Genomic DNA, 21,535 nt, shown 5'->3' with positions numbered 1-21,535 from the left:
CACCATTGCTCAACAAGAAGAACATCAAGAACTGCGACAGACCCGGACGACGCTCAGCGAACGCCGCCCACGCCTGAGAGATCCGACCGAACATCGGCGGCCGAGCCGTTGGCGTGCTCACTTCGGGGTGCTCCTTGCTGACGAGGCGCAGGAGAACGTGTCGTCCGCGCGCCGGATCCTGGCACGAGGAGCGCGCATGTCGCGGACGTCCTCGTCGTGGGAACTGCGGCGACGCCCGCCCGGTGCCGGGGAGTGCGTCGTCGGCAGTCAAGCACCGGGGGACGCGGCTCCCCGGGCCCTGTGCACAACCTGTCGATCCGGACGCATGATCTGTCGTACGGCCACGCCCCGCCGGTCTCCCGGCCGGGCCGCGGCGGTTCAGGCGACGGGCTGCTCGTCGCGCTCCTTGAGGGCCTGGGCCACGGCGTCGGCGACCTTGCGCTCGTCGCGGGCGCGACGCCGTCGGGCCGTGCGACGCCACAGGACGACCGCCCCGACCAGCAGGACGAGCAGCGCGAGCGCGCCCCACGGCACCGCGAGCGTCGTGGCCGTGGCGGTCGCCGGGGCCACGGCGGGGACGGCCTCGGCGGCGGTCGCGCCGATCGCGGTCACGACCTCCGCGGCGACCCGCACGTCGGCCGTCAGGCGGCCCAGGGGCCAGACGCCGTCGACCGTCACGGTCCGCGTCACCGACGTCCCGGGGAGCATCTCCGGGAGCTCGACGCGCGGCGAGCCCTGCGCACCCGCTCCCCACGGACCGGCGACGCGCACCGACTCGCCCGCGGCCAGGCGCGTGTTGCCGTCGTTCGTGACCGTGAAGGTCACGGTCACGTCGCCCGCCGCGAAGGGGTTGAGCGTGCCGTCGTAGGTGACCGCGACGTCGTCGACCGCGAGCGCCGGGACCAGGTCCCCCGCGACACGTACGTGCATGCGCGACCCCAGGCGGCGGTCGACGCTCACGCCCTGCGCGTTCTCGACGAGCAGCGACGACACGACGCCCGCCGCGTAGTCGCCCGGTGTCGCGTCGGCCGGGACGGTCAGCGTGAAGGGGACGACGACGCTGTCGCCCCCCTCGACGGTGACCTCCTGGGACTGGAACGTGACCCACGATCCGAGCGCCTGCGACTCCTCGCCCGCGGGGAGCAGGTCGAGCTCGCCGGCCTCGGTCATGAACCCGTCGGCCGCGTAGACGCGGAACGTCAGGGGGCCCTCGGTGTAGTTGGAGACGACGATCCCGTCGTCCAGGCCCGTCCCGGGGGCCAGGGCGTAGGCGTAGTTGGGGCGCTCGGTGCCGTGCACGGTGTCGGCGGGGCGCACGCCCCACGTCACCGGCGTCGAGACGGCCGGCGCGGCGTCCTCGGGGGCGGCGTCCGGCGCAGCCGGGTCCGCCTCCGGCCCGACGGCGGCGCTCACCTGGTGCGGGAGCGCGGCGGCCTGTGCGGGGTGGGCGAGCGCGGCGGCGCCCGGGGCGAGCAGCGAGACGACCAGGCCCACGACGAGCGTCACCGCGAGCACCGCGAGGATCCACAGCGCGTGGCTGTGACCGTTCTCCCGCTGGTGCGCGCGTACGTTGGTCAGCGCGGAGCCTGCGTCGGTGTCGCGCTCGGGGCGGACGGTCAGCTGCTGGGTCGCCATGGTCGTGCCTGCTTTCGTGGAGTTCCGACCGGTCCTGCCGGGCTCGGTCGGGGCGAGCTGTCGAGCGGTGGTGCCGGCCGGCCCGCGGAGGGACGGGCCGACCGGCACCACGATCACGACGTGACCTAGCTGAGCGCGGTCAGCGTCAACGTCGCGTTGTAGGTCCCCTCGTTCACCGAGAGCGGGAGCTTGAGGTCCAGCTCCGCCCCGATGACCGCGGAGCCGCGGGCGTGCCCGGCCTCCGCGCTGCCCAGGGTGCGGGCGACGGACAGGCCGTCACCCTCGACGAAGCCCGAGGCGACGGGCGCACCGGCGACCGCTCCGCCGTCGTTCTCGAGGATCTCGGGCGTCCAGCCGAGGTACTTGCCGGACACCGTCTCGCCGCCCGCCACGAAGTCACCGACCTGCGCCGAGACCGACCATGCCGGCGCCTCGATGCGGGTGTCCGTGACGCGGACCGGGACCAGGTCGCCGGTCGCGGCGAAGTGGTCGCCCTGCTCCTCGGCCACGCCCAGGTCGACGAGGCCCGTCGAGCCCTCGAGGCTCCACGTGAGCTCGCCCGGACGCGGCTCGGGGATCACGACCGCGACCGACTGGTCGCCCGCCGCGATCGCACCGGGGGCCGTGCCGGTGAGGTCGCCCTCGACCGAGCCCGCGGTGTTGCCCGGACCGAAGTTCGCCGCCGGGGTGTTGTCCGCGAGGCGTACGACCCCGTGGACCGTGGTCCCCGCGACCTGGAGGTTCGCGGTGTTGCCGGTCAGGACGAGGTCCCCACCCACCGTGTTGCCCCACTGGTCGGCGGTGCCGTCCGCGTTCGCGCCGACGAGGGCGTCGCGCGAGGTGCCCGTCACGGACAGGTTGCCCGCGACCACGGCGCCACCCACGGTGACCCCGAAGTCGCTGTCGCCGAGCGTCGCGTCGCCGCCCACGCTCGTGCGGAGCAGGTCGACGTAGGTCGCGGCCTGCGTCGTGAGGTTGCCCGTGATCTTCGTGTCCGAGATCTCGACGTCCACCCCGCCCGTCGCGACGCTGCCACCCACCCGCAGGTCGTACAGGTAGAGGAAGCCGGCGCGCGAGCCCGCGGTGTACGAGCTGATGTCACCGTCCACGCTCGCGCCGTCGATCAGGACGCCGTACGCGTCGGTGGCGACGACGTCACCCTCGACGACCACCTCGGTCGCGTCGAGCCACGCGTCGTCACCCACGATGATCGAACCCTGGACCGTGGTGCCGCCGAGGACGCAGGTCGCCCCCGCAGGGACCACCAGGTCCCCTGCGACGACCGTGTCGTCGAGCTCCGTCGTGCAGTCGGTGCTCGCGGCGTGAGCTGCCGGGGCCGCGACGGCGACCAGCGCGAACGCTGCGGCAGCGGCTGCTGAAACCTTCCACTTCATGTCGATTCTCCTGTGATCTCGGTGGGTCAGCCGCGAAGGCCGTAGATGGAGGTGTAGCTACGTCGTGCGTTGCCCAGCGAGTTCAGCGGGTTCGGCGGCTCGGCGACCGAGCTCGCGTTGTCCTGCTCGTACAGGCCGAAGTGCTGGCCGCGCGTGCGCAGCTGCGAGAGGAAGGACTGGTAGTCGATGCTGCCGGCGCCGAACTCGATGATGTCGTAGCCGTTGGCGCTGTTCGGGTTGGCCTTGCCGTCCTTGAGGTGGAGCATCGGGAAGCGGCGCGGGTCGCGCTTGATGTACTCGATGGGCTCGAAGCCCGGGTACTTGTGCTGCCCGACGTGCGCCCAGTAGACGTCCATCTCGAAGTAGACGAGGTCGGGGTCGAACTCGTCCCACAGCAGGTCGTAGACGCGTCGGCTCGGGTCGTCCGACGTGAAGCGGAACTCGCCGTCGTGGTTGTGCGCGTAGAGCTTGAGGCCCGCGGCGTTGGCCTTGACCCCCATGGTGTTCCACGTCTGGGCCGCGGCCGTCCACGCCGCGACCGTGTTGGTGTTGTTGATGGCGCCGCCCTGGCCCAGGTGCGGCATGCCGAGGATCAGCGCCTTCTCGATCTCGGCGTCGATGTTGTTCGGGTTGAGGTTGACGTGCGACCCCACGGCCCGCAGGCCGTTGTCGTCGAGGAGCTGGCGGATCTCCGGGATGGTGATCGCGCCGACCTGCCCCTGCGTGTACCCGGCGAACTCGACCTCGGAGTAGCCGATGTCGGCGAGCTCCTCGAACACGGCGCGGAAGCCGAGCTGGCTGACCTTGTCACGGATCGTGAAGAGCTGGATGCCGATGCGGTTGACCGGGACGAGGCGGTTGCGCCCGCTGCTGGGGGCTGCGGCGATGCCACCGATCGCGGAGGCCGCGGTCGGGCCCAGGGTCGCACCGACGCCCACGGCGACCGTCGAGGCCGCGAGGGCCTTGAGCAGGTTCCGCCGGCTCATGGGGCGAGCCGGGATGGACTCGTGGTGGTGCTCGTGTGAACTCATGTCTCTCCTTCGAGGTGAGGTTCGGTGGCCCGGGGCTCTCGCCCCGGGCCACCACGTGCGGGGTTGCGTGCCTAGCTGCGGACGGTGAGGTTGAACGACGTCGAGCTCTTGCCGACGCCGGTCGAGCCCAGGTAGGCGACCTCGACCTTGTAGGTGCCGACCTCGGGGAGCTTCGGCAGCGTGATGACGACGGCGCCCGAGGCGTCGAGCGTCCCGGTGCGGGTGGCGACCGTCGCGTTGTTGCGCTTGATCGTCACCGTGACGTCGCCCGTGGGCACGACGCCCGTCGAGCTCTCGACCGCGATCGTCGCCTTGGCGGCGATCGACGGCTTGACCGGGTTGGGCGAGACCGAGCCCGTGACGGTCGAGGAGGCGGCGGCCACCGTGAGGCGGACGGTCGCCGACGACTTCTTGAAGACCTGGTCGGCCTGGTAGGTCGCCTTGAGGGTGTGCGTCCCGACGGCGAGCGACGCGTCGAGCGCGATCGTCGCCGTGCCCTCGACGAGGGTTCCGCGACCGACCTCGGTGTCACCCGAGGTCAGGACGACGTCGCCCGTGGGCGTGCCGCCCTCGCCCGTGACGGTGACCGTGGCCTCGCCGGGTGCCCCGAACGAGACGCGGGCTGCCGGTACGGCGACCTTGGTCACCGACGACACCGTGGGCTCGTTCGGCGCTGCGAGGTCGATCGTGAAGGAGACCGACCCGACCGCCGAGACGTTGCCGCCCGTGTCGGTCGCGCGGTACTGCACGGTGCGGGCCCCGTTGGTCGTGAAGCTGACCCCGTAGGCACCGTTCGCCGCGGCCACGTTCGTCCAGGACTGACCGTTGTTGGTCGAGTACTGCACGCTCGCGAGCGCCCCGTCGTCCTTGACGTCGAGGTTCATGCGCACGGCCTTGTTGTAGACGCCGCCCACGCCCGTGGGTGCGGCCGGGTCGAGCGAGTGCTTGACCGTGGGCGCCTTGACGTCGCCGACGCCCACGCCCTGGAAGTCGAACGAGTCGACGGCCAGCTCGTTGGCCGAGGTCACGAACAGCGTGCCCGAACCCTGCGGGGCGTTCGTGAACGGCACCGTGACCTCCTTCCAGCCTGCGCCGGACGGGATCTGCGCGGTCGCGAACGGTGCGGCGTCGGCCGCTCCCCAGCGGAGCTGGAGCTGACCGCCACCGTTGGCGACGACCTTGACGCCCGTGATCCCGGCGAAGTTCACCGGGCTGTACGACAGGTGGTCACCGGTTCCGAGGCCGCGGATCGCCTGGCCCGCGCCCGCCGTCTCGTCCTCGTAGGCCACGACGCCCTGGCTCTTGGCGTGCTCGGCCTGCTGGACGAACGGGTTGAGCTGGACGGTCGCCTCGCCGGGAGCAGCAGGCAGGCCGTTGTGCCCGTTGTCGGTGTACGACACGACGACGGCGCCGTAGATGTGCGCGCCCTCACCGTGCTGCGGCGAGTCGGGAGACGTCTTCCACGCTCCCGTGCAGCCCGTGCCCGAAACCTCGGGGTGGGCGTGCTCGTCGTGGCCCAGACCGTAGGTCCACGCCACGCGGTTGCACGCGGTCGCGGTCCCGTCCTCGGCGTCCTGCGTCGAGACCTTGAACGGCACGGCCTGGCCCCAGCTGAAGAACGAGCCGTTGCCGGGGTAGTCGACCGTGACCGTCGGTGCCTGGTTGCCGACCGAGACGACCTTGGACGTGAGCGTGAACTTGCCCTTGGCGTCGGTCACGCGCAGGCGGGCGTTGTACTGGCCGAGGGTCGTGTAGGTGTGGCTCGCCGTGACGCCCGTGGCGTCGAACGAGCCGTTGCCGTCGAAGTCCCACTGGTAGGTGAGGGCGTCGCCGTCGGGGTCGCTCGAGGTGCCCGCGTCGAAGGCCACCACGAGCGGGGCCTCGGAGGAGGACGTCGGGTTCGCGGTGAACCGCGCCTGCGGGGCCTTGTTCCCCTCCGCGTAGGACACCTTGTAGAGGCCGGCGTCCGGGTTGGCACGGAAGAAGCCGTCACCGTAGTCGAGCACGTAGAGCGAGCCGTCCGGCCCGAACTCCATGTCGATCATGTTGTCGTTGAGCGGCTGCGCGTTCTTCGCGAGCTGTGCGTTGGGCGTGAAGTCCTCGATGTGCGTGACCTCGTAGGAGTCCCAGTCGACCGTGAAGGCCGCCAGGTAGTCCTGGGAGAACTCACCGAAGAACGCCTTGTTGTCCCAGTACTCCGGGAGCTTCGACGTCGAGGGGTTCTCGGCGTCGTAGTGGTAGACGGGTGCCCCCATGGGCGCCTGGCCGCTGCCGCTGCCGAAGTTCACGAGCTCGTCCCACGGCTGGTCGCCGGGGCGGTCGCCGTAGTAGAGCGTCGCGGCACGGGCCGGGGGCAGGTCGACGAGGCCGGTGTTCCAGCGCGAGTTGTTCTTGAGCGCGGCCGGGTCGAAGAACGCCCCGGGCGTGCTCGTCGCGAAGTTCCACTCGTTGTAGGCCGCGTTGGGCCCGTGCACGTAGGGCCAGCCCGCGTTGTGCGGGTCGTCGAGGCTCACGGTGTTCCACTCGACGTAGCCCATGGGGCCACGGTTGGGGTCGGCGTTGGCCGCGTCGGGTCCGTAGTCGCCCCACGAGAGGCTGTTCGTCTCGGGGTCGACGTCGATGCGGAACGGGTTGCGGACTCCCATCACGAAGATCTCGGGGCGGGTCTTCTCGGTACCGACCGGGAAGAGGTTGCCCTCGGGGATCGTGTAGGTGCCGTCGTCCTGGACGTTGATGCGCAGGATCTTGCCGCGCAGGTCGTTGCTGTTCCCGGCGCCGCGACGCGCGTCCAGACCGGGGTTCATCCCGGGAGCGTCGTTGTTGGGCGCGAAGCCGTTGGCTCCCGGCGCGCTGGCGGGGGTGTTGTCACCGGTCGACAGGTAGAGGTTGCCGTCGCCGTCCCAGTCGATGTCTGCGCCGACGTGGCAGCACTGGCCGCGCTGGACCTCGACGTCGAGGATCTTCTGCTCGGACGCCAGGTCGAGCCCGGTGCCGGTCCACTGGAAGCGGGAGAGGCGGTTGACGCCCTTCCACTGGTCCCAGTAGCTCGCGTCCGCGCCGGCGGGCAGCGTGTTGGGCGCCGAGCCCGCGGGCGTGCCGCTGAGCGGTGCGTAGACGAGGTAGACCCAGTTGTTCTCCGCGAAGTCCGGGTCGACGGCGATGCCCTGGAGCCCGTCCTCCGAGTTCGCGTACACGGGGATCTTGTTGGTGACGGACGTGACGCCGGTCTGGGGGTCCGTGAGCCGGACGTCGCCGTTGCGTGCGGTGTGGAGGATCTTGCCGTCGGGCAGGATCGCGAGGTCGATCGGCTCGCCGACGTCCTTGGTGAGAAGGATCTTCTCGTAGTTGGACCAGTCGAGCGCGGCCTCGGCACCGGGCTCGCTGCCGTGGTCGACGCCGTCGTGCGCCGTGGCCGGGGCCGTCGCGGCGGCCAGACCGGTCAGGGCCAGGACGCCGGCGAGCGAGGCGGCGACCAGCCGCGATCTCGCGGACCTTCGTTCAGGAATAGACTTCACAGTGATGCAGCTCCTCATGGGGGTTCATCGCCGGACCGGGCCACCGCTCGCTGCTGCAACAGCGGGATCGCGGGTGGCTCGGTCTCTGTCTGTGCGGGTGGCGGGCGGGCGCTCGGCCCTCGCCTGCTGCTGTCCTCCCCTCGCCGTCGAGTGGTGGTGGGTCCCGTCGTCGGCGACGGGATGTGCACCGGCTGAGCACCGGGGTGACCCCCGAAAGGCACGGGCGCGCGGTGTCGATGTCCGCGTGCCCGGTACGTCATGGATCAGGGTGGATCCACCTGCGAGAACAGCGGTCTTCCTCGACCGCCTGGTAGGAATCTAGGGGGACTTCTATCGCCTGTCAATCAAAAGTCGAAACCTGCCGCTCACTAGTAGGGCACAGATGCCGATCACGCGCGCGCGGGACGAGGCAGCGGCATCGGCAGCGGCATCGGCAGTGGCAGGGCCCGACGCACGGGCACGGTCCGCCACGGCGTGTCGCGTCGCCCGGAGGCTCGACGGCAGGACCTGGTGGTTGGCTGGCGTCATGATGCTCACCATCGTCGGTGCGGTCCTGCTGGCCGTCGGTCTCTACGCCGCGTGGCGGCTCGCCCCGCAGCGCCCTGACGTCCCGGCCGAAGGATGGTTCCCCGACCCCGCCTCGACCGCGGCGAGGCGTCGCCTCTGGGACGGTCAGGCCTGGACGGCGCACGTCGCCGACGGCGGGGAGCCGGCGAACCGCGGCCATCACTTCCGCGGCCGCTCCCGGGGCAGCTGGATGGGGATCCTGGGTGCCGCCGTCGTGGTCCTCGTCGCCGGGGTCGCCGCCTACCGGGCGACCGAGAACGTGCACGTCATGGCCGTGACCAGCTTCCTGGCCAGGGCATGTACCTGGTCTTCAAGGCCTGGGCACGCAAGCACACTCCGCCGCAGCTGATCGGTGCGGTCAGCACGGGCTGGACCCCGAAGCACCTCGGAGAGCAGAAGGTCTCGCCGGACGGGCCCCCGGCGACGGGCGCTCCTGCTCGCGAGCCCGCCGACGACTGACCGCGCGGACGGCCCCCGCCCGGCCAGGGACGGGGACGCCGCCCGTGCCTCAGCCCCGGAAGTACCGCCGCGACGCGCGGTTCCAGAGCAGCGCGAGCACCAGGAGCGCGACGACGATCGTCAGCACGGCGCCCGTCACGTGGTGCGGACCGAAGCGCAGCAGCGAGTACACCCCGACCCCGACGCGGACCAGCATCACGACCGTGATGGCCATGAGCGCCCACCGCCCACGGGTCTGGAGGCCGAGCGCCACGAGCGCGACGAGGACCCCGACGACGAGGCTCAGGAGCGCGAAGAACCGGATCTCGGCACTGGTCGCGGCGAGCGCGCCGATGACGGCCTCGTCCCGCGCGAGCAGGTAGAGCGCGACGCTGCTGACGACGTCCGTGACGGCCGCGATCCACGTGAGCACGACCGCGACGGTGACGCTCGTGGGCCGTGCCGGGGTTCCCAGCCCGGTGAGGTCGCTCATGCGGTCACCTCTCTGCGGAGGACGTCGTGCGTGCACGAGGCCCGGTCGGACGGTCGGAGGTGGGTGGTGCACAGGTCCGACTCCCCCGGCGCCACGTCGTACGTCTCTCCGTGATACCAGCGCCGGGCCGGGACCGCGCGGCGAACCAGGTCCGGGACCGTCGGGTAAGGTCCCGGGGTGCGCACAGTCCTCGGCCCCCTGGACGACGTCGTCGCGCACCTCGGGCGCACCCCTCGCCGCGTGCTCGTGGCGGGGGTCTCGGGTGCGGGGAAGTCGACGCTCGCGCAGCGTCTGGCCGCCCGGCTCGACCTGCCGTACACCGAGCTCGACGCGCTCTTCCACGGACCGGGGTGGGTCCCCCGGGCGACGTTCCTCGAGGACGTGCGCGACGTCGTCGGGCAGGAGGCCTTCGTCGTGGAGTGGCAGTACCGCGCCGTGCGCCCGCTGCTGCTGGACGAGGCCGATCTCCTCGTGTGGCTCGACCTGCCCACGGCCACCGTCATGCGCCAGGTGATCGGCCGGACGGTGCGACGCGCCGTGCGGCGTGAGGTGCTCTGGAACGGGAACGTCGAGCCGCCGCTCAGGACCCTCCTCACCGACCGCGACCACATCGTCCGGTGGGCGTGGTGGACACGGCACTCGCTGCGCGACCTGCCGAGCACGGTCGCCCTGCAGGACCGGCCCGTCGTCCTGGTGCGCCTGCGCAGCAGGCGTCAGGTCGAGACCTGGGTCAGACGGCTTCCTGCGCCACCCAGTCGCTGAGCGCGTCGACGATCCGGACGTCGCCGTCCAGCCAGTCGACGCTCCCCCACTCCCCCGCGGGCAACCACCTCAGCGCGTCGTGCTCGACGAGCGGCTCGGGCTCGCCCCCGACGATGCGGGCAAGCCACAGGCGCATGACGTGCCGGTCGGTGATGATCCACCCACCGTCGTCGGGCCCGACGAGCTCCTCGCCCAGGTCGACCGCCACGCCCAGCTCCTCGCGGAGCTCGCGGTGCAGCGCGTCGACGGGCGTCTCCCCGGGATCGACCTTGCCCCCCGGGAACTCCCAGCGCCCCGCGAGCTCGACCGGCCGAGAACGGCGGGCGGCGAGCAGCAGGCGAGGGGTCGTGAGGTCGTCGACGACGGCGGCGGCCACCACGAGACGGCGGGAGGTCATGCCCGAAGTCTTTCACGCCGGTCACGACAGGACAGGGTCGGTGGCGTCACCGACACGTCACGCCGCGCACACCGCCCCGGGGTTCCGACGACCCCGGACGACTTCGCCCCTCGGTGCCCCTGCCCGTGCCACCGCCGACTCCCCCGCCCGACGGGCGGGGCCCCCGGCAAGCACGTCCGTCAGCGGAGACCGGCGTCCTTGGCCCACTGGACGGCCTCGGCCCGGGTCGAGACACCGAGCTTGCGGTACAGGCTGCGAACCTGGGACTTCACGGTGTTGCGCGTGACGAACAGCTTCGTCGCGATCTGCTCCAGGGTGATGTCCTCGGAGAGGTTCGACAGCACGACCTGCTCACGGCGGGTGAGTGGTGCTGCGAGCTGGACGGCCGGCGACTCTGTCCGGGCCAGTTCGATGATGCTCATGCTTCCTCCATGTGCTGACCGGTCTTCCCATCGCGTCATGGGTCGATCCGGTGCGTGCTGCTACTGGGAGAGATGGGCGAACCGACGATTCATGACGCGGTTCTTCACCCTCAATCTCGGCGGTCGTTTCCGACCGGCTCCCCTGCCTCGCGGTGCACAGTATCCATGCAGGTCAGAGGCAGGAATCCAGCCGTCCGTCATGGACGGACGATTATTCCGATGTGTCCAGGATCACCGGTCCGTCGTTGCGACGAGAAATGTGATCCGCCTCACAGTCTTGCGCTCCAGCGTACGGAGCGGCAACCGGAAAAGCACGAGGGCCGGTCCGCGACCTCGTCGCGGAACGGCCCTCGGGCACGGATGCGACGCAGGCTCAGCCGCCCACGAGCGCGCTGTACTCGTCGGCCGTGAGGACCGGCCCGGTCGCGGTCACGTCGACCTTGAGGAGCCAGCCCCCCGCGTACGGCTCGGCGTTGACGAGCGACGGGTCGTCGATCGCGGCCTGGTTCACCTCTGCCACGGTCCCCGTGACCGGGGAGTAGAGCTCGGACACCGACTTGGTCGACTCGACCTCGCCGATCACGGCACCGGCCGTGACGCTCGCCCCGACCTCCGGCAGCTCGAGGTAGACGATGTCGCCGAGCGCCTCGGCAGCCGTGCTGGTGATGCCGATGACGGCCGGGGACGACGTGTCGAGCCACTCGTGCTCGGCGGTGTACTGGAGGTTGCCGGGGAAGTCGGCCATGAGGTGCTCCTGGTCTGCTGGTGAGGGATCGGGGGGTACGGGGGGAAGGGGGTCGAGCCGTGGCGCCGGGTCAGGACGGCTGAGGACGACGGTAGAACGGCAGGGGCACGATCACCACCGGCTCCTCACGGCCGCGCACGTCGACCGCGAGCTCGGTGCCTTCGGCGCTGAACTCGGGGGTCACGTAGGCCATCGCGATCGGGTACCCGAGGGTGGGCGACGGCGCACCCGAGGTCACGTGACCGATCTGCACGTCGGGGTCCTTGCCCGGGATCACGACGGCGTAGCCCGCCCGGGCGGGACGCTTGCCGAGCCCGCGGAGCCCGACGAGCACGCGCGCCGGCTGCGCACCCTTGCGGGACGCCAGGGCCGCGCGCCCCACGAAGTCGAGCGGGTTGCCCTCGGCATCGACCTTGTCGAGCTTCACGACCCGGCCGAGCCCCGCCTCGTAGGGCGTGGTGGTCGTGTCGAGCTCGTGCCCGTAGAGCGGCATGCCCGCCTCGAGGCGCAACGAGTCGCGCGCCGAGAGCCCGGCAGGCACCAGGCCGAGGGGCTCCCCCGCGGCCAGCACGGCTCGCCACAGCTCGCGGGCGCGTGCCGCCGGGACGAACAGCTCGAACCCGTCCTCGCCCGTGTAGCCCGTCCGGGCGGCGAGCGCGTCGGTGCCCGCGACGCGCACCTCGAGCGAGGCGTAGTACTTCAAGTCCTTGACGACTTGTACATCCTCGGGGGCCACGAGCGAGACGACGATCTCCTCGGCGCGTGGTCCCTGGACCGCGACCAGGGCCGTGTCCTCGCCCTGGTCCGTGACGGTCGCGTCGAAGCCCTTGCCGCGGCGGACCAGCTCGTCGGCCACGAGCGGCGCGTTCCCGGCGTTGGCCACGACGAGGAACCGCTCCTCGGCGAGGCGGTAGACCACCAGGTCGTCCAGGACCGAGCCGTCCTCGGCGCAGATCATGGTGTAGCGCGCACGCCCCACGGGCACGGCCGTCAGGTTGCCGACGAGCGCGTGATCGAGGGCCGCGGCCGCCTGGGGCCCGGCGACCTCGATCTCCCCCATGTGCGACAGGTCGAACAGCCCTGCGGCCTCACGGACCGCCCGGTGCTCCGCGAGGTCGCTCGTGTAGCGCAGCGGCATCTGCCAGCCGCCGAAGCTCGTGAGGGAGGCCCCCAGGGCCACGTGCTCGTCGTGCAGCGGGCTGAGGCGGTCAGCGGCCGGGGTCGTGTCCTGCGCTGGCTCCGTCATGGTGTTCCTCTCTGAGGTGTCGGGGCGGTCGTGACCTCTGCATCACGCCCGTGCCGACAGGTCTGGTGGGCTCCCGGGGTGGCAGGACCGGCGTGACCTCGGGACCACGCCGGTCCGGCCGACCTCAGGAGTACGACTCGATCGGGGGGCAGGAGCACACGAGGTTGCGGTCCCCGCGCGCCCCGTCGATGCGCCGCACGGGCGGCCAGTACTTGCCCGTCCGCAGCGTAGCGAGCGGGTAGGCCGCGACCTCGCGCGAGTAGGGCTTGGACCACGCGTCGGAGACCACCGAGGCGGCCGTGTGCGGCGCACCGCGCAGCGGCGAGTCCTCGATGGCCCACGTGCCGTTCGCGACCTCGTCGATCTCGGCCTTGATCGCGACCATGGCCGCCACGAAGCGGTCGAGCTCAGCGAGGTCCTCGCTCTCGGTCGGCTCGACCATGAGCGTGCCCGCCACGGGGAAGGACAGCGTGGGGGCGTGGAAGCCGTAGTCCATGAGGCGCTTGGCCACGTCCTCGGCGGTCACGCCCGTCTGTGCCGTGATGCCGCGCAGGTCGAGGATGCACTCGTGCGCGACCAGCCCGGCCTCTCCCGTGTAGAGCACGGGGAAGTGGTCGGTCAGCCGGCTGGCCAGGTAGTTCGCGGCGAGCACGGCGGTCTTGGTCGCGGCCTCGAGCCCGTCGGGGCCCATGAGCGCGACGTATGCGTAGGAGATCGGCAGGATGCCGGCCGAGCCGAAGGGAGCGGCCGAGACGGGTGAGGCCCCCTCGCCCGTCAACGGGTTCCCCGGGAGGAACGGCACGAGGTGCTCGGCCACCGCGACGGGCCCGACGCCGGGGCCGCCGCCACCGTGCGGGATGCAGAACGTCTTGTGCAGGTTCAGGTGCGAGACGTCGCCGCCGAACTCCCCCGGGCGGGCCAGGCCGACCAGTGCGTTGAGGTTGGCCCCGTCGATGTACACCTGCCCACCCGCTTCGTGTACAAGATCGCAGACCTCGCGCACGTGCTCCTCGTAGACGCCGTGCGTCGACGGGTAGGTGATCATGATGGCCGCGACCTGGGACCCGTGCTGCTCGAGCTTGGCACGCAGGTCGCCCAGGTCGACCTCCCCGGCACCCGACGTCGCCACGACCACGACGCGCATGCCCGCCAGGGCAGCGGAGGCCGCGTTGGTGCCGTGCGCGGACGCGGGGATGAGGCACACGTCGCGCCCGTGCTCCCCGCGCGAACGGTGGTAGTCACGGATCGCGAGCAGGCCCGCGAACTCGCCCTGCGAGCCGGCGTTGGGCTGCACGGAGACGCCCGCGTAGCCCGTGATCTCGGTGAGCTGCTCCTGGAGCCCCTCGATCAGCTCGGCGTACCCGAGAGCCTGCTCGGCCGGCACGAACGGGTGCATGTCCGCGAACTCGGGCCACGAGATGGCCTCCATCTCGGCCGTCGCGTTGAGCTTCATGGTGCACGAGCCCAGCGGGATCATGGTGCGGTCGAGCGCGAGGTCCTTGTCGGAGAGCGAGCGCAGGTAGCGCAGCATCGCGGTCTCGGAGCGGTGCCGGTGGAACACGGGGTGGGTCAGGTAGCCGGTCGAGCGCAGCAGGTCCTGAGGCAGCACGCTGCCGCCGCCGACGAACGTGACGTCCCGGCCGTCCGCGAAGACCTCGACGAGGGTGAGCACGTGCTCGGGCGTCGTGGTCTCGTCGCACGCGATCTGTACATGATCGACATCGGGGTTGTACACGTTGATCCCCGCGTCGGCCGCAGCAGCGACCAGGGCAGCCGCGCGGCCCGGGACCACGGCCGAGACGGTGTCGAAGAAGACGTCGTGCCGGACCTCGACGCCCGCGGACCGCAGGCCGTCGGCGAGCGCGACGGCGCGCGAGTGCACGCGCTCGGCGATCTCCTTGAGGCCCTCGGGACCGTGGTAGACCGCGTACATCGACGCGACGATCGCCAGCAGGGCCTGCGCGGTGCAGATGTTGCTCGTGGCCTTCTCGCGGCGGATGTGCTGCTCACGGGTCTGGAGCGCCAGGCGGTAGGCCTGGTCGCCGTCGGCGTCGACCGACACCCCGACCAGGCGGCCCGGGAGCGACCGCTCGAGCCCCTTGCGGACCGCCATGAACGCGGCGTGCGGACCACCGTAGAAGAGCGGGACGCCGAAGCGCTGGGCCGACCCCACCGCGACGTCGGCGCCCAGCTCACCGGGGGAGACGAGGAGCGTGAGGGCCAGCAGGTCGGCGGCGACCGTCACCAGACCGCCCTGCTCCTTGACCTCGGCGACGAGCGGGCGCAGGTCCCGGACCACGCCCGACGCGCCGCTCTGCTGGAGCACCACGCCGATGAGCTGCTGGTCCGACACCCCGGCAGCGGCGAGTCCCGCCGTCAGCCCCTCGGAGAGGTCCACGACCACGACGGGCAGACCGACCGACTCGGCCCGCGCCCGGGTCACGGCGATCGTCTGCGGGAACAGCTCGGCGTCCAGGGCGACGACGCCCGCCCCGCCCTTGGCCGCGCGCCACATGAGCGCGACGGCCTCCGCGACCGCGGTGGCCTCGTCGAGCAGCGACGCGTTGGCGACCTCGAGCCCGGTGAGGTCGAGGACGACGGTCTGGAAGTTGAGGAGGGCCTCGAGGCGCCCCTGCGAGATCTCGGGCTGGTACGGCGTGTAGGCCGTGTACCAGGCGGGGGACTCGAGCACGTTGCGCCGGACGACCGGCGGAGTGATGGTCCCGTAGTAGCCGAGCCCGATCATCTGCGTCTTGACGACGTTCTTCGCCGCGATGGCCCGCAGGTCGGCGAGGACCTCGGACTCGGTGCGGGCGGCGGGCAGGTCGAGCGGGCGGTCGGTGCGGATCGAGTCCGGGACCGCCGCGTCGATCAGGGCGTCGAGCGAGCCGTAGCCGAGCTCGGCGAGCATGGTCGCGACCTCGCCCGAGGGGGCCTCGCCGGAGTCGGCCCCCACCGGGCGGGGCCCGAGGTGGCGGAACGGGAAGTGCGCACGGTCGAACGCGTCGCTGGACTGCTGTGTCACGGAGGTCTCCGGGGGTCGGCGAGGAAGACGGCGGCAGACCCCTGGGCCTGCCCGTTCCTCCCCGCTCTGTCATCGGACGCGCAGCGTCGACCTGAGAGTTTTGCCGGTCCGCCGTGGTCCTCGCGGACCCGGGGCGCGCCGGCTTGCACCGTCGGTAGGGGAGTCCGCTGCCCGGGGGCAGGCGGGCATCTCCGCTTTCCAGAGTTGCCTCGCCACCGCGGTACGTCGGCCTGAGAGATTCTCGGGGAGGAGTTGCTCCTTCGGCGCCGACCTCACCCTGAGGTGGCCGGGCTCTCCCGCAGTGGTTCGAGCAGCAGTATGTGGTTGTGGGCTCAGCCTAGCGGTCGCCGTCGGGTGCGGGCACGAGCGTCTCGTCAGGGGTTCGGCGCTCCGTCCCCGGGGCCGGGCCGTACGGCGGGGCGGGCAGGGAGGCCGTCGCCGGGTCCGGGACCGCCTGCACGACGACGGAGCGCACCGTCGCGAGGCGCCCCACCGCGCGTTCGAGCGCCCGGGCGCGGCGGGCGCTGGCCCGGAAGGCGACGTGGATCGTGCCGGCGTCGCCGTCGCCCGCGACGTCCTCCGTCGCGAGGCGCTCGAAGCTCACGCCCCGGGTCGAGAAGACGCCCGCGAGCCCCGTGAGGGTGCCCGCGCGGTGCACGCCCTCGACCTGGGCGACCCAGGAGGGCTCGGGCTCGACGCGCCCGTCGTCCTCGACACCACCCGGCCACGCGGGGGGAACCGTCGGCGCCGCGGGAGCCGGGCCTCCCGCACGGTCGGCACCGGTCGCGTCGTCCGCGCGCGCGGCCCCGTCAGCACGGCCGACGCCCGCGGTCCGCAGGGCCGACCCCACGGCTGCTGCCGCACCCTGCAGGCGGCGCGTCTCGTCGTCGGGCAGGGCGTCCAGCAGGACGCGCGTCCACCCCTCGGGGCCCAGCACGAGCGGGACGCCCAGGACGCCGTGCAGCGGCCGGCCTGCGAGCGACACCTCGCCGTCGAGCGCGACCTGCCCGGCGACGACGATCTCGCGGCCGTCGAGCACGACCTCGACGAGGTCGACCGTCGCGGAGGCCGTGGCCGTCGCGGTCTTGGCGCCGCTCTGGTGCGTCATCCAGGGACGCGCGACCACGCGCAGGTCGGCGGGCCAGGTGTCGATCAAGCGGTAGGCGGCGCCGACGTCGGTCGCCGCGACCTCGACGAGCTGGGCCTTGGCCGCGGCGACCTCGGCCGGGAACCCGTCGAGCGTGCGGCCGCGCCGCAGGAGCCGCACGGCTCGCGCGCGTTCGGCGACGTCGAGGCCGCTGAGCCGGACGGTCGACCAGAGGGGGACGGCGTCCTCGCCGTGCTGGCCCCCGACGAACCCGCCCACGCGGTGCCGGCGGACGCCGAGCTCGACCGCGATCTCGCGCCGGAAGCGCAGCGTGTCGAGCCAGGCACCCATGCCGATCACCCGCCGAGCGCCCAGCGCCTCGGCCATGACGGCGACACCGACCTCGACCGGGTTGGAGACCACGATCACGACCTCGTGCCCCGACCCGTGCCGCGCGATCGCGTCGGCGTACCCGGCGAAGACGGCCCGGTTGCCGATCGCGAGCCCGGTCCGGTCGAGGGACGCGCCCGAGCGGGGCGGGGTCGTCGCCCCGGCGGCGACCACGACGACGTCGGCCGCCACGTCGGCAGGGGAGTGGGCCACGTCGATCAGGGGCGCGTGCTCGTCGTAGGCGTCGACCAGGTCGGCCCGCAGGCCGTGCACCGCGCGCCCGGACGCCCCGTCGGGGCGTCCGACGAGCTGGAGGCGGGACGTCGTGGGCAGGATGCGTCGTTCGACGAGCTGGGTGACGACCTGCCGTCCGACGTCGCCGGTCGCGCCGAGCACTGCAACGTCCATCCGAGCAGGCTACGTCGCCCGCGCCGTGCCCGCAGGGACCGGGCGCGTCACTCCTGGTGCACGAACACCTCGTACCGCTCCGGGTCGGGCTGGGCCGCGACGGTCTCGGCGACCCGCGCCTCGGCCTCCTCGCGCGTGGGCAGCACGTCGCACGGGAAAGTGTCGTACAGGGTGACCGCGGTGTGCGCCCACCCCCGGTAGGGCTCGCTCGACGCGGGGCAGCCCCCGATGAGCGGGTAGACGAACACGATCCGCTTGCCCGTCTGGACGCCCACCCTGTTGGCGATCCCCTGGGCGGTGTCGACGATGAGGCTGCGGTTGGTCGTGATGCGCCCCGGCACCCCGGGGTCCTGGATGACGTGGTCGACCTGCCCCTGCACGGAGGCCCGGACGGCGCGCGGCAGCGGTTCGGCCGTGGCGACCACGACCCGGGTCGCGTCGGGCAGCACGTAGGCGCGCTGCCCGGCGGGCAGCCGACCGACGTCCTCCACGGCGATCGTCTCGCCCGTGCTGACGGCGAGCGTCTCGGCGACCTGGACGCCCACCGGACCTGCCGCGGGCGCCTCGGCGTCGTCGCGCACGGCGCAGCTCACGAGGAGAGCGATCACCAGGGCGGACGCCGCGAGGGCGAGCCCCGCCCGGCGTCTCACGGGCCTCTTCACGAGCGCACCTCCGTCGATGTCGTGGGTGCTCGTCGGGAGCACAGGTCGGTCCATCCGTCCCTATGCGCCGGGTGCCGCCGTCGGCCTGCCCGGACGGTGCGGCCCGCCGGCGCCGCCCGTCGGGCTGCCACACGATCTCCACGACTCGTGCCACGCCCCTGCCCACCCGCCCGGGCGCGCCCTCCTGCGTGGGCGCCGAGACGCAGGCAGGATGGAACGCTCACCCTGCCGCGCCCGCGGTGGGGATCGCCACGAGCGCCCAAGGGGACCCACCCGGCATGCAGACGAGCCCGCAGGAACCGCAGCCGACGACCACCGCCTACGTCCCGCGGCACCTCGCCTCGCCCGTGGCCGCGGTGCGTGCCGCCGACCTTCCTGCGGACCCTCGCGGCATGCGCTGGGACCGCTCCCCGGGTGTCCTGTCCCGGGTCCTGGACGAGCTGTCGGTCCTCGACAAGGGCGGGGTCTCCCTGGCCCGTCGCTGAGCCGTCGGGCTCAGCCCAGCTCGATCGCCGTGGCCGCGGCCACCATCTCGTCGATCACCGCGTTCACGACGGGGCGGGGCTCGTGCCGGGTGGCGCGGTGCCTCGCGACGAGGCGGCGCGAACCGAGACCGGGCAGCGGGACGACCGTGACGCCGTCGGGCACCTCGCCCTGGACAGCGAGCGCCGGGAGCAGCGCGACGCCCTGCCCCGCCGCGACGAGCGCGAGGGCGACGTCGAAGTCGTAGTACGTGTGGCGCGTGCGCAGCGGGGCGCCGAGCGTCCGGGAGACACGGCGCAGGGCGCGCGCGGCGGCCGTCGTGGGCTGGGGGCCGAGCCAGATCGCGTCGCGCACGTCGTCGAGCCGCGCGGGCGTGGGGAAGGTCGACGGGACGACGACGCGCCACGGCTCGTCGAGGAGCGGGACCTCGCGCATGCCGCGCAGGGAGTCCGCGGCCTCCCTCTCCTGGATGTCGAGCTCGAGGAGGACCACGTCGAGGTCCCCGGTGCGCAGGAGCCGCAGGGCGTCGGCGGGCTCGAGCTCCTGGACGTCGAGCTCGACGCCGGGGTAGCGCGTCTCGAGGGACGCGAACGTCGGGCCCACGACCGCGCGGATCGCGGTCTGGAACGACCCGACCGACACGGTCCCGGTCAGCTCCTCGCTCATCGCGACGATGGCCTTGCGGGCCTCGACCATCTCCGCCTCGATGCGCTCGGCGGCGTCGGCGAGGATGCGCCCGGCGGGCGTGAGGGTCACGCCGCGGGGCCCGCGGTCGAGGACCTGGACCTTCTCCTCTGCCTCCAGACGCGCAATTTGCTGAGACACGGCAGAGGGTGTCACGTGCAGCAGGTCGGCGGCCGCCAGGACACCTCCAGCCCGGTGCACGGCAAGCAGGAAACCAAGTCTTCGTGGGTCCGTGGCCATGTAGAGATACTAAACGGCCACGTCAGAGTTCTTCAATTGTGCTGAATGATTTTGGGGTTCACACTGGTGACGTGGCGCCGGCCGGTCCTCCTCAAAAGGGGCCGGCGCACACGATCTCCTGGCCGTCGCAGCGTCGCGGCTCCCACCAGGTCCCCCTCCCCGATCCCTTCATGACCCCTGCCCGGAGACCGCCATGTCCGCTGCCCCCTCCCTCGTCGACCTGGTCGTCACCCCGCTCGGTTGGGTCGGTGCGATCGCCGCCGTCACCGCCTACGCGATGGTCACCCGTGGCCGCTGGTCGGGGGACTCGCTGCGGTTCCAGCTCACGAACTTCGTGGGCGCGGGCCTCATGTGCCTGGTCGCCGCGGTCAACGGCGTGTGGCCGTCGGCCGTCGCGAACGTGGTGTGGATCGTCATCGGCGGTCAGGCCATCGTGGTGCTCGTCAAGGCCCGACGCCGCCGCGCGACCGACGCGGTCGTCGTGCCCCTCGACGTGCCCGCCCAGGCGCGCGCGGTCGACCTCGCCGCCTGACCCACGGGCCCGACCCGCGGTCAGACCGGCCGGTAGCCCGCCGCACGCCACGCCACGATCCGGTCGACGGCCTCGGCCACGACCTCGGGCGCGGCCGCGAACGACAGCCGGACCCACTCGCCGCCGCGCACCCCGTCGAAGTCCGTGCCGGGCGTGAGCGCGACGCCGGTGTCGGCGAGCAGGCGCTCGCACCACGTGACCGAGTCGAGCCCGGACCCGGCGACGTTCGCGTAGACGTAGAACGCGCCGTCGGCCGGGGCGACCGGGTCCCAGCCCAGGTCGTCGAGCCGGTCGAGCACCAGGGCCCGCGAGTCGGCGTACCGGGCGACGTTCTCCGCCGCGGCCGCGTACCCCTCGGGCGAGAAGGCCGCGACGCCCGCGTGCTGGGCGAGCGCGGGCGGGCTCAGCGCGATGTTCCCCGCGAGGGCGTCGACCGGCCCCACGAGGTCCTCGGGCAGCAGGAGCCACCCGAGCCGCCACCCCGTCATGGCCCAGTACTTGGAGAACGAGTTCACGACGACCGCACCGTCGTCGAGGAACTGCGCCGCGGTCGCGGTCTCCCCGGCCGGCGAGGCCGGGTCCGCGTAGACGATCCCGTGGTAGATCTCGTCGCTGACGAGCCGCACGTCGTGGTCGGTGCACCACGCCGAGAGCGCTGCCAGCTCGGCCGGCGGGATCATGGTCCCCGTCGGGTTGGCCGGGCTCGCGACCACGAGCCCGTCGAGCCCGCCGTCGTAGTAGGCCTCCATGAGCTGCGAGACCGTGGGCTGGTAGCGCGTCTCGGGGCCGCAGTCGAGCTCGACGACCTCGCACCCCAGGGCCGCGAGGATGTTCCGGTAGGCCGGGTAGCCGGGCCGGGCGAGCGCGACCCGGTCCCCGGCGTCGAACGCCGCGAGGAACGCGAGCATGAACCCGCCCGAGGACCCCGTCGTGACCGCGACCCGCGCCGGGTCGACGTCCACGCCGTACGTCCGCCCGTAGTGGGCGGCGATGGCCTGACGCAGCGCGGGCACGCCCATGGCCTCGGTGTACCCCAGGTCGCCCGACTCGAGGAGGTCGATCGCCCGGCGCCGCACCACGTCCGACGCGCCGGTCGCGGGTTCGCCCGCGCACAGGTTCAGGACCGGCTCGCCCGCGTCCCTGCGGGCGTTCGCGGCGGCGAGGACCTCCATGACCGCGAACGGGGCGACGTGGGACCTGCGCGAGACCTTCATGGGGCCATCATGCCCGTGCCCGGGCCGTTCGCGGATCGGACGACGCCCGCCGAACTGTGCAGGTACGGTGAGGGGGCGCGCCCTGTTAGGAAACATCGCCGGAAGTTCCGTAACCTGGCTCGGGTCCGGTCGTCCACCGACCGGTGAGAGGCGTTCTGCAGGAGA

At 72.5% G+C, this 21,535-nt stretch carries 18 protein-coding genes and 1 riboswitch; of the genes, 4 read left to right on the top strand and 14 right to left on the bottom strand.

The features are described from left to right. Window positions 1-378: 378 nt before the first annotated feature. The 4 genes from NHG27_RS15595 to NHG27_RS15580 form a co-directional block, all read right to left on the bottom strand. A complete protein-coding gene (locus NHG27_RS15595; RefSeq protein ID WP_497016903.1) occupies window positions 379-1,635 on the bottom strand; it encodes a hypothetical protein in 1,257 nt (418 codons plus the stop codon). Window positions 1,636-1,760: 125 nt separating this feature from the next. Continuing rightward, window positions 1,761-3,029: a hypothetical protein gene (locus NHG27_RS15590; protein WP_497016902.1), complete on the bottom strand. Its 1,269-nt coding sequence runs from the start codon at window positions 3,027-3,029 to the stop codon at window positions 1,761-1,763. Window positions 3,030-3,055: 26 nt separating this feature from the next. Next, a complete protein-coding gene (locus NHG27_RS15585; RefSeq protein ID WP_497016901.1) occupies window positions 3,056-4,060 on the bottom strand; it encodes a TIM barrel protein in 1,005 nt (334 codons plus the stop codon). 71 nt (window positions 4,061-4,131) lie between these two features. Next, window positions 4,132-7,575, bottom strand: a complete 3,444-nt coding sequence (locus tag NHG27_RS15580; RefSeq protein WP_497016900.1) for a PQQ-dependent sugar dehydrogenase — start codon at window positions 7,573-7,575, stop codon at window positions 4,132-4,134. A gap of 526 nt (window positions 7,576-8,101) precedes the next feature. On the opposite strand from NHG27_RS15580, the gene NHG27_RS15575 reads away from it, so the two are divergent. Further along, window positions 8,102-8,491 (top strand): DUF2510 domain-containing protein, encoded by a 390-nt coding sequence (locus NHG27_RS15575; protein ID WP_497016899.1) that lies wholly within the window; start codon window positions 8,102-8,104, stop codon window positions 8,489-8,491. A 159-nt stretch (window positions 8,492-8,650) separates the two neighbouring features. Here NHG27_RS15575 and NHG27_RS15570 read toward each other — a convergent pair whose 3' ends face one another. Beyond that, window positions 8,651-9,073: a hypothetical protein gene (locus NHG27_RS15570; RefSeq protein ID WP_193721318.1), complete on the bottom strand. Its 423-nt coding sequence runs from the start codon at window positions 9,071-9,073 to the stop codon at window positions 8,651-8,653. A 177-nt stretch (window positions 9,074-9,250) separates the two neighbouring features. Between NHG27_RS15570 and NHG27_RS15565 the strand changes: the two genes are divergently transcribed. Further along, window positions 9,251-9,835, top strand: a complete 585-nt coding sequence (locus NHG27_RS15565; protein ID WP_497016898.1) for a P-loop NTPase family protein — start codon at window positions 9,251-9,253, stop codon at window positions 9,833-9,835. Here NHG27_RS15565 and NHG27_RS15560 read toward each other — a convergent pair. The 7 genes from NHG27_RS15560 to NHG27_RS15530 all read right to left on the bottom strand — a co-directional run bounded on the left by NHG27_RS15560 (window position 9,804) and on the right by NHG27_RS15530 (window position 18,217). Then, the gene (locus tag NHG27_RS15560; RefSeq protein ID WP_193721319.1) at window positions 9,804-10,232 is read right to left on the bottom strand and encodes a (deoxy)nucleoside triphosphate pyrophosphohydrolase; all 429 of its coding nucleotides are present in this window, start codon (window positions 10,230-10,232) and stop codon (window positions 9,804-9,806) included. The genes NHG27_RS15565 and NHG27_RS15560 overlap by 32 nt on opposite strands. 179 nt (window positions 10,233-10,411) lie before the next feature. Beyond that, on the bottom strand, window positions 10,412-10,654 hold the full coding sequence (locus NHG27_RS15555; RefSeq protein ID WP_193721320.1) for a LuxR C-terminal-related transcriptional regulator: 243 nt from the start codon (window positions 10,652-10,654) through the stop codon (window positions 10,412-10,414). Window positions 10,655-11,027: 373 nt separating this feature from the next. After that, window positions 11,028-11,399 carry a glycine cleavage system protein GcvH gene (gene gcvH / locus NHG27_RS15550; RefSeq protein ID WP_193721321.1) on the bottom strand — a complete coding sequence of 124 codons (372 nt, stop codon included), beginning with the start codon at window positions 11,397-11,399 and terminating at the stop codon, window positions 11,028-11,030. Between the two features lie 70 nt (window positions 11,400-11,469). After that, window positions 11,470-12,645, bottom strand: coding sequence for a glycine cleavage system aminomethyltransferase GcvT (gcvT, locus tag NHG27_RS15545; protein ID WP_497016897.1), 1,176 nt, complete (start codon window positions 12,643-12,645; stop codon window positions 11,470-11,472). A gap of 124 nt (window positions 12,646-12,769) precedes the next feature. Beyond that, entirely contained in the window at window positions 12,770-15,670 is a 2,901-nt protein-coding gene (gene gcvP / locus NHG27_RS15540) for an aminomethyl-transferring glycine dehydrogenase (RefSeq protein ID WP_497016896.1), read from the bottom strand. 208 nt (window positions 15,671-15,878) lie between these two features. Further along, window positions 15,879-15,979, bottom strand: a riboswitch (glycine riboswitch). A gap of 28 nt (window positions 15,980-16,007) precedes the next feature. Continuing rightward, window positions 16,008-17,555, bottom strand: a complete 1,548-nt coding sequence (locus NHG27_RS15535; protein WP_497016895.1) for a lactate/malate family dehydrogenase — start codon at window positions 17,553-17,555, stop codon at window positions 16,008-16,010. A 47-nt stretch (window positions 17,556-17,602) separates the two neighbouring features. Beyond that, a complete protein-coding gene (locus NHG27_RS15530; protein ID WP_497016894.1) occupies window positions 17,603-18,217 on the bottom strand; it encodes a hypothetical protein in 615 nt (204 codons plus the stop codon). A gap of 278 nt (window positions 18,218-18,495) precedes the next feature. On the opposite strand from NHG27_RS15530, the gene NHG27_RS15525 reads away from it, so the two are divergent. Further along, entirely contained in the window at window positions 18,496-18,702 is a 207-nt protein-coding gene (locus NHG27_RS15525) for a hypothetical protein (RefSeq protein ID WP_497016893.1), read from the top strand. Between the two features lie 10 nt (window positions 18,703-18,712). Here the strand turns inward: NHG27_RS15525 and NHG27_RS15520 are convergent, their stop codons facing one another. Next, complete coding sequence (locus NHG27_RS15520) at window positions 18,713-19,624, bottom strand: LysR family transcriptional regulator (protein WP_193721327.1); 912 nt, start codon at window positions 19,622-19,624, stop codon at window positions 18,713-18,715. A 193-nt stretch (window positions 19,625-19,817) separates the two neighbouring features. Here NHG27_RS15520 and NHG27_RS15515 point away from each other — a divergent pair, with 193 nt between their 5' ends. After that, window positions 19,818-20,156, top strand: coding sequence for a CBU_0592 family membrane protein (locus tag NHG27_RS15515; RefSeq protein WP_193721328.1), 339 nt, complete (start codon window positions 19,818-19,820; stop codon window positions 20,154-20,156). Between the two features lie 20 nt (window positions 20,157-20,176). Here the strand turns inward: NHG27_RS15515 and NHG27_RS15510 are convergent, their stop codons facing one another. Then, a complete protein-coding gene (locus NHG27_RS15510; RefSeq protein WP_497016892.1) occupies window positions 20,177-21,370 on the bottom strand; it encodes an aminotransferase class I/II-fold pyridoxal phosphate-dependent enzyme in 1,194 nt (397 codons plus the stop codon). Between the last annotated feature and the right edge of the window lie 165 nt (window positions 21,371-21,535).

The organism is Oerskovia sp. 140933, assembly GCF_059651515.1.
This window is presented reverse-complemented; position numbering and strand designations above follow the sequence as displayed.